Source organism: Oceanihabitans sediminis, assembly GCF_003337215.1.
Lineage (GTDB): Bacteria > Bacteroidota > Bacteroidia > Flavobacteriales > Flavobacteriaceae > Oceanihabitans > Oceanihabitans sediminis.
Map to the genome: position 1 here is coordinate 549,096 of NZ_QPIG01000001.1, position 13,660 is coordinate 562,755.

The window sequence follows — 13,660 nt, forward strand, 5'->3', positions numbered from 1 at the left end:
GCTTTTTATTTGCTTTTAGTGGCAAATAAAAGAGCTTCAACAAATGCCTCAATCGCTAACGCAAGGCTTGGTTTTAAAACAAAGACTATGGTTAAAAATATACTTAAAGGTATAACAGCTTACACACAGAGTTTCGCATTAATCACCAAATTAAAACTGTGGAAATTCTTTTTTATACCAATAATTATAAGCTTAGTAACCGCAGCAGTAATAGGTATTTCTGCCTATGGTTTTTCAGATGAATTAGGAGGATTTATTGCCAAATTATGGATTTGGGAATGGGGTAAAGAAACTTTTGCACACATTTCTACAGTAGTTGGCGGAATTGCCGTTTTAGTTATCGGATTAATCCTATACAAACATATAATCATGGCTCTTTCTGCTCCGTTTATGAGTCCAGTTTCAGAAAAAATAGAAGCTCATTTTAAAGGTACAGCAAACCACTCTCATCGTAATACAACATTTTCAGAACAACTTTGGCGCGGAATTCGAATAAATATTAGAAACCTAACTAAAGAACTTCTGTTTACCATACCATTATTACTACTCAAATTTATTCCTGTAGTAAATATCTTTTCAACCGCATTATTATTCTTAATGCAAGCATATTATGCAGGTTTCGGTAATATGGATTATACCTTAGAACGCCATTTCTCTTACAGAGAAAGCATTCAATTTATTAGAAAAAACAGAGGTACAGCCATAGGTAACGGTATCGTATTTATGCTATTTTTATTAATTCCAGTTGTAGGGATTATTTTAGTTTTACCAATGTCGGTTACAGCAGCCTCTATAAACACCGTAAAATTAATGAATAACGAAAACAACCATCTAGTTCAATAATTAAAACGGAATGATACTAGAGTTTAACCAGTTTTATATCAATAAAATCCAAGAAAAAGATGCTTGGGAAATCTGTGAATTTGTTGTTTCAAACCAAGATAGATTGAAACGATATTTTCCAATTACCCTAGCAGAAAACTTAACACCAACTTTATCTAAGCTATTTACTGAAAAGCAAATATTAAAATTTCAGAATAAAGAGGAGTTTATATTTCCCATTAAAGAAAAAGAAACGAATGTTTTGGTGGGCTTGGTTTTTATTAGAGAATTAGACTGGGATAAAAAACAAGGAGAATTTGGCTATTGCATTGACGAAACTTTTAAAGGAAAAAAAATAATTACCCAAGCTGTACAACTATTATCAGAATATGCTTTTAAGCAGTTAGATTTAAAAACATTGCAAATTTTAGTTTATAAAGACAATACATCTAGCATTGAAGTAGCAAAAAACAATGGCTTTGAATGGGTAAAAACTTTGAAGAAGGAATTTACTCCAACAGGCGAAAGTCCTTTAGACTTGGAGTTATATAAATTAACCTATAAGGCATAAAACCTTATAGCTTTAAAACAAAAAAATGAAAGACAGATTTTATCAATACATACAAGATTTACAAGATAGCATTACAGCAAAACTAGAAGCTGTAGATGGTAAAGCTACATTTCAACAAGACCACTGGAAAAGACCAGAAGGTGGTGGCGGAAGAACTCGTGTTATTGAAAACGGAAATGTTTTTGAAAAAGGAGGCGTAAATATTTCTGCTGTTCACGGGAAACTACCAGATTCTATGCAAAACTATTTTGGCGTAGAAGATGCCGATTTTTTTGCGTGTGGACTAAGTTTGGTTTTACATCCTAAAAATCCAATGGTTCCAACAGTACATGCTAATTGGCGCTACTTTGAAATGTATAATAAAAAAGGAGAAATTGTAGACCAATGGTTTGGTGGCGGACAAGATTTAACGCCTTATTATCTGTTTGAGGAGGATGCTACACATTTTCACCAAACTTGTAAAACGGCCTGCGATAAACACCACCCAGAATTCTACACTAATTATAAAAAACGCTGCGACGAGTACTTCTATAATTCCCATAGAAACGAAGGCCGTGGTGTAGGAGGTTTATTCTTCGATTATTGCAAAGCTTCAGAAGAAATGAGCATGCAAAACTGGTATGATTTTGTTACCGAAGTAGGTGACAGTTTTCTAGAAGCCTATGTTCCAATTGTAGAAAAAAGAAAAGACCTACCTTATACCAAAGAGCAACGCGATTGGCAGGAAATAAGACGTGGCCGCTATGTAGAATTCAATTTAGTACACGATAAAGGAACACTTTTCGGTTTAAAAACAAACGGAAGAATTGAAAGTATCTTAATGAGCTTACCACCACATGTTCAATGGGTTTACGATCATCACCCAGAGGCTGGAAGCGAAGAAGAAAAACTAATCAAAGTATTGCAAAACCCTGTAGATTGGGTGTAATATGAATTGTTACTGCGGAAATAATAAAACCTATAAAGAATGTTGTGAGGTTTTACATTTAAACGAAGGAAAAACAGAAACAGCAGAGCAGCTTATGCGCTCAAGATATAGTGCCTTTGTTTTGGCAAATGGTGATTATTTAATGTTAACACACCATCGTTCTACTAGGCCTACTTCAGAGAAAAAAGCTATTGTAAAATGGGCAAAATCTGTAAATTGGATAAAACTAGAAGTACAAGAAACTAGCAAGGGATTAAAAAACGACACAGAAGGAACAGTAACATTTAATGCTTATTTTTATGAAAACGGAAACGTAGACCTTATTCATGAAAAATCAGCTTTTATAAAAGAAAATGACAAATGGTATTACCTAGGTTATGCCAAAAAATAAAAATTATGTATCCATTAAAAAGAAATAGAAGATTAAGAGCAAACGAAGCTATTAGAAGCTTAGTAAGAGAAACTATTATTTCTCCAAACGATTTTGTTGTACCACTTTTTGTTGTGGAAGGAAAAGGCGTAAAAGAAGAAATTGCCTCTATGCCAAACTACTACCGTTATAGTTTAGATTTACTAGAAAAGGAAGTGAAAGAACTTTGGAAACTAGGCTTAAAATCGGTGCTACTTTTTGTAAAAGTTCCAGACAATTTAAAAGACAATAAAGGAACAGAAGCTATCAATCCAAACGGATTAATGCAACGTGCTATTAAAGCCGTTAAAAATGCTTGTCCTGAAATGTTAGTCATGACAGATGTTGCGTTAGACCCTTATTCTATTTATGGGCATGACGGAATTATAGAAGGTGGTAAAGTAATAAACGACGATACAGTAGATGTTTTAACCGAAATGAGTGTTTCTCATGCAGAAGCTGGTGCAGATATTGTTGCACCTAGCGACATGATGGATGGTCGTATTTTATCTATTCGTGAAGCTTTAGAAGAAGATGGTTATGTAGATACCGGAATCATGAGTTATTCTGCAAAATATGCTTCTGCTTTCTACGGCCCTTTCCGTGATGCTTTAGATTCTGCTCCAGTAGATGCTAAAGAAATTCCGAAAGACAAAAAATCTTATCAAATGGATTACGCTAACCGTTTTGAAGCAATTCGTGAAACAGAAATGGATATTGACGAAGGTGCAGATATCGTAATGGTTAAGCCAGGTTTATGCTATTTAGATATTGTTAGAGAAATTAAAAACGAAGTAGATGTTCCGGTTGCAGTTTATCAAGTTTCTGGAGAATATTCTATGCTTAAAGCTGCAGCAGAGAAAGGCTGGTTAGACCATGATGCGGTAATGATGGAGCAAGTTACTGCCATTAAACGAGCAGGAGCAGATATCATTGCAAGTTATTTTGCAAAAGATGTTGTAAAATTAATTTCGTAATTTCATAAAAAATTTAATCTATGACTGCACTAATACTTTGGGCCACCATTTCTATTTTCTTTTCATTTCTATGTTCCATTTTGGAAGCTGTACTACTAAGCGTTACTTCCACATTCATAAATATTAAAAAGCAAGAGAAAAAAGACTATGCTTTCAAGCTAGAAGCCCTAAAAGCAGATGTAGACCAACCATTAATTGCCATTCTTACCCTTAACACCATTGCCCATACTTTGGGTGCTATGATGGTTGGTATTGAAGCTGAAAAACTTCCTTTTAAAATAGAAGTTTTTGGTATAAATACCGTAGGAATTATTTCGGCAATTATGACTTTACTTATATTGGTAGTTTCTGAAATTATTCCAAAAACAATTGGTGCTTCTTATTGGAAAAAACTTGCGGCTTTTACTGCTACAACCCTAAACATTTTAATTTTCCCATTAAAGTACACCGGTATTTTATGGCTACTAAAACTTACCACAAAACTTATTGGAGGTAGCCCACACGGAAGTGTATTAAGTAGAGAGGATTTTCGTGCTATGACAAATTTAGCGGAAGAAGAAGGTGTTTTTCATGAAGCAGAAAGTAAAGTCATCAAGAACATGCTTACGTTTAAAGAGATTCTTGCCAAAGATGTTATGACCCCTAGAACGGTGATGACTATTGAAGATGAAAATCAAACAGTAGAGAGTTTCTTCAGAAAAAATGCCAACATAAAATTCTCTAGAATACCGGTTTACACAAAGGACCCAGACAATATAACAGGACTTGTTTTAAAAGACGAAGTATTTAAAGAAATGGCCTTTGGTAATGGCGATAAATTACTTTCAGAAATTAAAAGAAATATCATTATTATTAACAGAGGCTTACCAATTCCACGTTTATTCGAACAGTTAATTGAAAGCAAAAACCACATGGCGCTTGTTGTAGATGAATACGGATCTGTAAGTGGTTTGGTAACCATGGAAGACGTAATTGAAACCCTTCTAGGTTTAGAAATCATGGATGAAAGTGACGATGTAGCAAACCTGCAACTTTTAGCTAGAAAAAGTTGGGAAGCTAGAGCGAAACGCCTCGGTTTATTAGAAGATTTTAAGACGGAAGATTAGTGGTAGAATGCATTATAAATACGCCACTAGGTTACACCAAAATACTTGGAGATAGTGACGGTATTGCATCCATTACGGTTTTAAATCAAATAGAACACTTCGAAGAAGAAACTAACAAAAAGGAATTCCTGAAAAATCAGGAATCCACCATAAAAACTACAGATATTATTCCCTTAGAGTTGGAGGACTGTGTCCTTCAACTCCAGGAATATTTTAAAGGCTCCCGAAAAACTTTCCGTTTTAAAACAAATGCACAAGGAACAGATTTCCAAAAACGTGTTTGGAAAGCATTAGAAAACATCCCATTCGGAAAAACTACCACCTATCTTAAACTAGCCAAGAAACTAGGAGACGTAAAAGCTATTCGCGCAGTTGCCAATGCCAATGGTAAAAACCCACTTTGGATTGTTGTTCCTTGCCATAGAGTAATAGGAAGCGATGACTCCCTAACAGGTTACGCTGGCGGATTACAACGCAAACAATGGCTATTAGAACATGAAAGTCCATATAAACAGCAAAGTTTGTTCTAATTTCTGTTTTGAAGAAACACAAAGAGTTCTATTATCGTAAAATATTTCCTATATTTAATATTCTTATAAATAGCGCTTCATGAAAATATTTAAAAAACTATTCAAAGTCCTTGCTGCTCTTTTAGTACTAACCATTGCAGTACTTTATATTACAGATACAGACTATCTTATAAAAGCAGTGCGAACTATTTACGCCAAAGGACATACCACAGCTTTTTTAGAAGATTATAAATCCTTTGACAATAAAACTCTAAAAGTAGGAACTCCTTTTGCCTGGCCTAATCATTCCAATTATAATGCAGTTAAGGAAACAAAAGCTCTAAAAGGCATCAATAAGCAAAACGGAACCATAGCATACCTAATCATAAAAAATGATAGTATTTGGTTTGAAAACTATTATGATGGCTTTGATAAGGATTCAAAAACCAATTCTTTTTCTATAGCAAAATCTTATGTATCTGCACTTTTAGGAAAAGCTATTATGGATGGACATATTAAAAGCTTAGACCAAGCTGTTAGCGACTTCTATCCAGAATTTAGCGAAGGTTTAGCAGCAAAAATGACGGTTGGAGATTTGTCTAGTATGGCATCAGGAACCAATTGGGATGAGGCCTACTACTCCCCTTTATCTATAACCACTCGCGCATATTTTGATGATGATTTAGCTAAAGTAATTTTAGGGTTAAAAGTAGTAGACGAACCAGGAAAAGCGTTTAAATATGCAAGTGGCGACACACAATTACTTGCAATGGTAATAGAAAAGGCTACCGGTAAAAAAATATACGATTACTTAACAGAAAGCTTTTGGAAGCCTTTAGGAACCGAAAACCAAGCCTACTGGCAAGTAGATAGTGAAGAAAACGACCTAGTAAAGGCATACTGCTGTATTGCTAGTAACGCTAGAGATTTTGCTCGTTTTGGAAAGCTATATAAAGACCATGGTAAATGGCAAGGAAAGCAGTTATTAGATTCTGCTTTTGTAGCAAAATCTATTACCCCTAGGTTTCCTGAAAGTCCGGAGTATGGTTATGGCTGGTGGCTAAAAAAGATAGAGGATAAAAACTTTTTTATGATGCGAGGGCATCTAGGTCAGTATGTTATTGTAGAGCCAACAGACAATATCATTATTGTTCGTTTAGGACATTCTAAAGGACCTAAAAATGAGGTAGCAACATTTTCAGAAGATATTTCCACCTATATTGAAGAAGCCTATAAGATGCTTGCATTAGATAAAAATTAACTTTAAAAAATCGCTTTCGCGGAAAGTAATCATGATTTCTAAATTACATCTTGAAAACATATTATTTTTAGATATTGAAACGGTTCCTGAAACCCAATATTTTTCAGATTTAGACGAAACCAAACAAGCGCTTTGGGAGCATAAAACACAATATCAAAGAAAAGACGAATTTACCGCTGAAGACTTCTATGACCGAGCTGGAATTTGGGCAGAATTTGGTAAAATTGTGTGTATTTCTGTTGGGTATTTTAAAAACCAAGGAGATATTCGAAATTTTAGAGTGACATCTTTTTATGGTGAAGAAGAAAAAATCTTAAAAGACTTCAAAAACCTAATCGATACCTATTTTAGTCAGTCACAGCACTTACTTTGTGCACATAACGGCAAGGAGTTTGATTTTCCCTATATAGCTAGACGTATGATTATTCACCATATAGAATTACCATACAAACTAAATCTATTTGGAAAAAAACCTTGGGAAGTACCGCACCTAGATACTTTAGAACTATGGAAGTTTGGAGACTACAAAAACTTTACTTCCCTAAAACTACTAACAAATGTGTTAGGAATTCCATCACCAAAAGATGATATTGATGGTAGCGAGGTGTATAGAGTGTATTACGAAGAAAAAGAAATTGATAGAATTATTACCTACTGCGAAAAGGACACCATAGCTGTAGCACAGGTTTTCTTAAGGCTTCGTGGGGATGATATACTTCATGACAATGAGATTATTCATATTTAGAAAGGAAAATTAAAGTCTTTTAATAAACCATAATTCTTTTTTTATCGTTAATTTTCGGCTGTAAGTTGCACCGTGATCTATGTCTAAAAACAATATTCTTTCTGTAGAAAATCTTTCTATTTCTTTCTTTAATAATTCTGAAGAAAAAGAAATAATTCACAATATTTCCTATCAGCTACAACAAAACGAAATATTAGGTATTGTAGGAGAATCTGGTTCAGGAAAATCAGTTTCTACTATGGCTATTCTTGGATTACTTCCAAAGAAAATATCTGAAATTACTTCAGGAAGTATTTTGTTTAAAGGCGAAGACTTAACAACACTAGATTCTAAAGCTTTTCAGGAAATAAGAGGCAATAAAATATCGGTGATTTTTCAAGAACCAATGAGTTCTTTAAATCCTTCTATGACTTGCGGAAAACAAGTTTCAGAAGTTATCTTACAACATAAAAACATTAGTAAAACCGAGGCAAAAGCAAAAGTAATTTCTCTTTTTGAACAAGTAAAACTCCCAATTCCAGAAACGACTTATAATAAATATCCTCACGAAATTTCTGGCGGACAAATGCAGCGTGTTATGATTGCAATGGCGATTGCTTGTGAGCCCGAAATACTTATCGCAGACGAGCCTACAACCGCATTAGATGTTACGGTACAAAAGGAAATAATACAGCTCTTAAAAGAGCTTCAGGCAAAAAACAATATGAGCATTTTGTTTATAACGCATGACCTGTCTTTAATTTCTGAAATTGCCCATCGTGTTTTAGTGATGTATAAAGGCGAAGTTGTGGAGCAAGGCGACCTACAAGAAGTTTTTACTAAGCCTAAGAATAATTATACTAAAGCCTTAATTAGCTCGAGGCCATCCTTAGATTACAGACTTAAAACCCTACCAACTATTCAGGATTATCTGCAGGATACAACATCTAAAGAAATTATTACAGAAGCAGACCGAGAAAAACATCACAAAACCATTTACAGTAAAGCCCCTTTATTAGAAATTATAAACCTAGAAAAGGAATATTTTAACACTTCTGGCTTGTTTCATAAAACCGAAGGATTTAAAGCTGTAAACAATGTGAGTTTTAAATTATATGAAGGAGAAACTTTAGGATTGGTAGGAGAATCTGGATGCGGAAAATCTACACTAGGAAAAGCTATTTTACAATTAGACAAGGCTACTGCCGGAAGCATTATTTATAAAGGAGAAGATATTACAAAAGTTTTAAAGCAGAAAATGCGAGAATTAAGGAAAGAAATTCAAATTATATTTCAAGATCCTTATGCTTCATTAAACCCAAGACTAACGGTAGGAAATGCTATCCTAGAACCAATGAAGGTGCACAAACTTTTTTCTTCGGATAAAGAAAGAAAAGAAAAGGTTTTAGAAATTTTAAATAGAGTTGGTTTAGGAGCAGATAGCTACGATAGATATCCACATGAGTTTTCTGGCGGGCAAAGGCAGCGTATAGGAATAGCAAGAACGATAGCTCTACAACCGAAATTAATTATTTGTGATGAATCGGTTTCTGCTTTAGATATTTCTGTACAGGCACAGGTTTTAAATTTACTAAATGAGCTTAAAGCAGACTTTGGTTTTACCTATATATTTATTTCGCACGATTTAGCTGTTGTAAAATATATGGCAGATCAATTACTAGTAATGAATGCTGGTAAAATTGAAGAATTAGCAGATGCGGATGAGATTTACAACAATCCGAAAAAAGAATACACCAAAAAACTTATTCATGCTATCCCAAAAGGGTTATAGCATGAATACTTTTTTGGTTAAATACATAATACTTCCAATAAACTTAAAAGTATTCTTTACTTTTTTAAATAATCTTAAAAAAAATAAATCTGTATTCATCATTCTTAAAAAAATTGGTTTTAATCTTTAACAGATTAAATTAAATATTTGGTTGGTTAGTTAGGTGCTACTAATATGAAAATTTATTTAATAAAAAACAGCTAAAAAGCATCGAATTTCGATAAAAGGCACAAAATTTTAACATTTAAGCCATCCAAGTACACTTAATTTATCGTTAAAATTAATCATTTCTATAAAATCATTTCCGGAATCTCCCCTTCTACAATAAGGTTTCCCTCTGTTGCTTTCTTAATTTCTTCAACGGAAACTCCTGGAGCTCTTTCTAGAAGTTTAAAACCTTCTTTGGTAACTTCTAAAACGGCTAGGTTAGTAACAATTTTCTTTACACAACCTACACCGGTTAATGGCAAGCTACATCTTTTAAGTAATTTAGACTCCCCTGCTCTATTAGTATGCATCATAGCTACAATGATATTTTCTGCACTTGCAACCAAATCCATTGCGCCTCCCATTCCTTTTACCATTTTACCTGGAATTTTCCAGTTGGCAATATCACCATTTTCAGCAACTTCCATGGCTCCTAGAATGGTAAGATCCACATGTTTTCCTCTAATCATAGAGAAACTCATAGCCGAATCGAAAAAACTTGCTCCTGGAAGCGTGGTAATGGTTTGTTTTCCTGCGTTTATAATATCTGCATCTTCTTCTCCTTCAAAAGGAAATGGCCCCATTCCTAGCACACCATTTTCACTTTGAAACTCTACCTCTATATCTTCTCTAACGTAATTTGCTACTAAAGTTGGAATACCAATACCAAGGTTCACATAATAACCGTCTTGTACCTCTTTAGCTATTCGTTTTGCAATTCCTGTTTTATCTAACATTTTCTTAGTTTTTGTCATTCCTGCGAAAGCAGGAATCTTTTTAATTGAAACTTTATTATTACAAGTAGATTCCCGCCCTGCCTGTTGCAAACAGGCTCGCAGGAACAATAACTTTCTATTCTCTTTTTCTTACTGTAAGTTGTTCTATTCGTTTTTCATATTTTTCTCCTTGAAAGATGCGTTGCACAAATATTCCTGGAATATGAATTTGATTAGGGTCTAATGTTCCTACAGGCACTAATTCTTCTACTTCGGCAACTGTTATTTTAGCTGCTCCGCACATATTAGGGTTAAAATTTCTTGCCGTTCCTTTAAAGATTAGGTTTCCAGCTGCATCCCCTTTCCAAGCTTTTACAAAAGCAAAATCTGCTTTAAAAGCATGTTCAAGCACATACATTTTGCCATCAAACTCTCTAGTTTCTTTTCCATCTGCTACTTCTGTACCATAACCAGCAGGAGTATAAATTGCCGGAAAACCTGCTTGTGCTGCTCTACAGCGTTCTGCTAGGGTTCCTTGCGGAATAAGTTCTACTTCCAGCTCGCCAGAAAGCATTTGGCGTTCAAATTCTGCGTTTTCACCAACATACGATGAAATCATTTTTTTAATTTGATTTTGATGCAATAATAAGCCTAAGCCAAAATTATCTACTCCAGCATTATTAGAAATACAGGTTAAGCCTTTGGTATTCATTTTCACTAATTCTGCAATAGAATTTTCAGGAATACCAGAAAGCCCAAAACCACCAAACATGAAGGTCATATTATCTTGAACTCCTTGCAATGCTTCTTGAACTGAATGTACTTTTTTATTAATCATTTTGAATTGTTTTTATTGGAACTGAAAAATACGAAATAAAAAACCATTCTGAAAAGAATGGCTTTTTAATTATGTGTGACTATTAGGGAGATTTTTTTTAATGGAATATTTATGCTAAAATCTATATTCTAATTTTAAAAGTATAAACCTTGGTAGCAATCTATATTCTGTTGTTGATGACCCAATATCACTTATTGAAAAGCTTTTAAAGCTTTTGGTGTTAAACAGGTTTTTTCCTGTAAGTCCTAATGTTAATTTGTTTTCTATGAGTTTATAGCTTGCATCCAAATCTAAAAAATAATAGTTTTTATCAGCTTGTAAATTACCAAAATAATAGCGTTCTGTTTGTAATTTAAAATCTAAATTATTATTAAAAACAAAAGATAAATCTAAAAAACTCACATTATTTGTAAACGAATTGTTTATGGTAGTTTCTATTTCTGTGTTTGTCCATTTTGTACCAATATGGTAGTTAAAAACACCTTTAAAACCAGAACGCAATTCTAAACCATAATTATAACTATTAGAGTTTACGTGCCGTAAATCTTGATTATTCACACTGTTTTTAAATTCACTTTTTGTAAAAGCTACATCTAGTTTTAAGTTAGAAGAAATAAACTTAAAATAATAATCTAGGTTAGAATTAACCGTTATAAACTCTTTGTTTTTAATTACTATTTTTTCAGATTGGGTATGGTTTTGGCTTAGTATTGTGTTGGTTGAAAAGAAATCATGATCTTTACTATACAATATAAATGTATTTGCAAAAAAACGATCGCTCCAATTACCAAGTTGATAATTAAGGACTGCACTTGAAACATGTAGTTGATTAAAACCTCCTGTACCTTTAGTAAACGATCTATAGCCAGTAAAAGCAAAATTGCTAAATACATCTAATATTTTTGCATTTGTTGTATTGTAAGAATAAGAGGTAGTGATTTTATTTTTTTCGTTAATTTTCCAATCAAGTCCTAAACTAGGATTGATGAAAAATGGATTTTGATTACTAGCTTTATTATTATTTTCTAGACTATTAAAAAGCTGATGAACATCTACCTTACCTATAACCTCAAAAGAATTTATTTTTAAGCGGTATTTACTTTTAAAATACAAGTTGTTAACTTGATAGGATGTTTGGTTTTTATAATTATTTGGTTGCTCTAAAACCAAATCATCTTCTAATATTGAAAATGTTGTTGCTAATTTATCTTTTCTAAACTCATTACCCAATTGTATTTCTAATAAATGCCCGTTTTCTTTTCGGTCTAGTAAGTGCGCATTTATACCTGTAAATTGCATATGATTAATATTTTGCTCACTTACATTATTTGCTGTACTTAATGCAGGAAACAAAACTGGATAGTAAAACTGATTAATGCTATAATGTTGAGGTGTTTTTTCATCTATAAACCGGCCTGTTAAAAGAAAAACTGTTTTGTCTTTAAATTTATTTGTGTAACTAATTTTCTGGTCTAAAAGTGTGTTTTGGTGTTGTAAATTTTCAATAGTTGTATTACCATTAAAAACCAAATTAGAAGAATCATTAAAATTGCCATTATTGTATTTGGTTGTAGCTTCTAGCATTTTGGTTTTAGAAATATTGTAGATAAAATCTAATTTTCCAAAGGCTATTCGCTTTTTATTTTGAAGGTGATAATCTTCTGTATTTGTATAATTTATATTATCTACAGCAACAAAATTAATGGAGTTTCTATAAAAATCGGTTTCATCCCAATTAAAAAAGCCTAGTGTTTTTATTTTCAGTTTCTCTGTAGGATTAAAAATAGCGTTAAGCGATACCAGTTCTGCATTATTAAAATTGGTTCTGCTTTGTTTAAAATTAAGGTTGCTTGCAGACAAATTTAACAAGGAATTTACACTTTGATTATCTCCAATACTTGCAGGCTGGTTTAAACGAAATGGGCGAATTAAGTTTTGTATATCTCCAATAGCATTATAACCAATAGAATTAAGGTTGGTAAAAAAGTAATATTTATTTTTTTTACCAAAATTCATCAAATTACCTTTAAATTGATAGAAGTTGTCATTGCCAATACTGGTTTCTATATTACCAAACCAAATGCGTTTAGATTTTTCGTTTAGTTTTAAGTTTAAAGCTACTTTATCACTTTCTTCAACACCTTTTAATAACCTATTATTAGAGTAATTATTAAGCACCTCAACTTCTTCAATTGGATAGGCAGGCATGTTTTTAGATAGTATTTTGTACCCTTTTTCAAAAAGGTCATCGCCATCTACCATTAGTTTTTCAATTTCTTGATTGCCTACTTTTATTGCTCCATCACTATCTATTTGAATGCCTGGAATTCTTTTTAGCAACTCCTCGACTGTTTGCTCTGTTCCAGTAGTAAAATACTTAGTTTTAAATGCAATAGTGTCTTTTTTTATTGAAATAGGCAAATCGGCTTGAATAATAACTTCGTCTAAACTTTCTAATTTTTCTTTTAAAACTACATCTATTTGAATTTCATTTTTAGTAGCATTTAAAATTATAGGAACCGTTTTAGAAGCATAACCTAGAGCAGAAAACACTAAATTATATTTACCTTTATCGTTTGTTTTAATGGTGTAATTACCTTTATTGTCTGAATATGTATAAGCTATAATTGCATGAGACAAGCTATCTTTAAGTATCACACTAACCGAATATAAGTTGTTGGAGTTGTCTTTTATGGAGCCATAAATTGTTGTTTGTGAAAAACAAACGCCTTGAAATATGAATACTGTTATTATAAGAAGGAAAAAGTTAAATCTTATTTTGTTTCTTTTCCACATTTAT

General features: G+C 32.8%; 13 protein-coding genes. 10 read left to right on the forward strand and 3 right to left on the reverse strand.

Annotated features, from left to right (window positions below):
- The first annotated feature begins 87 nt into the window (after window positions 1-87).
- From DU428_RS02460 to DU428_RS02505, 10 genes are all read left to right on the forward strand, one after another.
- Window positions 88-843, forward strand: a complete 756-nt coding sequence (locus DU428_RS02460) for an EI24 domain-containing protein (protein WP_072348878.1) — start codon at window positions 88-90, stop codon at window positions 841-843.
- A gap of 10 nt (window positions 844-853) precedes the next feature.
- Window positions 854-1,393, forward strand: coding sequence for a GNAT family N-acetyltransferase (locus tag DU428_RS02465; RefSeq protein WP_072347984.1), 540 nt, complete (start codon window positions 854-856; stop codon window positions 1,391-1,393).
- Between the two features lie 25 nt (window positions 1,394-1,418).
- A complete protein-coding gene (gene hemF / locus DU428_RS02470; RefSeq protein ID WP_072347982.1) occupies window positions 1,419-2,321 on the forward strand; it encodes an oxygen-dependent coproporphyrinogen oxidase in 903 nt (300 codons plus the stop codon).
- A 1-nt stretch (window position 2,322) separates the two neighbouring features.
- Window positions 2,323-2,712 (forward strand): YchJ family protein, encoded by a 390-nt coding sequence (locus tag DU428_RS02475; RefSeq protein WP_072347980.1) that lies wholly within the window; start codon window positions 2,323-2,325, stop codon window positions 2,710-2,712.
- Between the two features lie 5 nt (window positions 2,713-2,717).
- Complete coding sequence (gene hemB, locus DU428_RS02480) at window positions 2,718-3,707, forward strand: porphobilinogen synthase (protein WP_113965896.1); 990 nt, start codon at window positions 2,718-2,720, stop codon at window positions 3,705-3,707.
- A 20-nt stretch (window positions 3,708-3,727) separates the two neighbouring features.
- Window positions 3,728-4,813: a CNNM domain-containing protein gene (locus DU428_RS02485; RefSeq protein WP_072347978.1), complete on the forward strand. Its 1,086-nt coding sequence runs from the start codon at window positions 3,728-3,730 to the stop codon at window positions 4,811-4,813.
- Window positions 4,813-5,343 (forward strand): methylated-DNA--[protein]-cysteine S-methyltransferase, encoded by a 531-nt coding sequence (locus tag DU428_RS02490; RefSeq protein WP_072347976.1) that lies wholly within the window; start codon window positions 4,813-4,815, stop codon window positions 5,341-5,343. Before DU428_RS02485 ends, DU428_RS02490 begins: the two co-directional genes overlap by 1 nt.
- Window positions 5,344-5,422: 79 nt before the next feature.
- Window positions 5,423-6,583, forward strand: a complete 1,161-nt coding sequence (locus DU428_RS02495) for a serine hydrolase domain-containing protein (protein WP_072347974.1) — start codon at window positions 5,423-5,425, stop codon at window positions 6,581-6,583.
- Between the two features lie 31 nt (window positions 6,584-6,614).
- Window positions 6,615-7,328, forward strand: coding sequence for a 3'-5' exonuclease (locus DU428_RS02500; RefSeq protein WP_072347972.1), 714 nt, complete (start codon window positions 6,615-6,617; stop codon window positions 7,326-7,328).
- 79 nt (window positions 7,329-7,407) lie between these two features.
- Window positions 7,408-9,099, forward strand: coding sequence for an ABC transporter ATP-binding protein (locus DU428_RS02505; RefSeq protein WP_113965727.1), 1,692 nt, complete (start codon window positions 7,408-7,410; stop codon window positions 9,097-9,099).
- Between the two features lie 290 nt (window positions 9,100-9,389).
- On the opposite strand, the gene DU428_RS02510 is transcribed toward DU428_RS02505, so the two are convergent.
- The 3 genes from DU428_RS02510 to DU428_RS02520 form a co-directional block, all read right to left on the reverse strand.
- Window positions 9,390-10,043, reverse strand: a complete 654-nt coding sequence (locus DU428_RS02510) for a CoA transferase subunit B (protein ID WP_072348874.1) — start codon at window positions 10,041-10,043, stop codon at window positions 9,390-9,392.
- Between the two features lie 115 nt (window positions 10,044-10,158).
- Window positions 10,159-10,860: a CoA transferase subunit A gene (locus DU428_RS02515; RefSeq protein ID WP_113965728.1), complete on the reverse strand. Its 702-nt coding sequence runs from the start codon at window positions 10,858-10,860 to the stop codon at window positions 10,159-10,161.
- Between the two features lie 114 nt (window positions 10,861-10,974).
- On the reverse strand, window positions 10,975-13,656 hold the full coding sequence (locus tag DU428_RS02520) for a carboxypeptidase-like regulatory domain-containing protein (protein WP_113965729.1): 2,682 nt from the start codon (window positions 13,654-13,656) through the stop codon (window positions 10,975-10,977).
- Window positions 13,657-13,660: the final 4 nt, after the last annotated feature.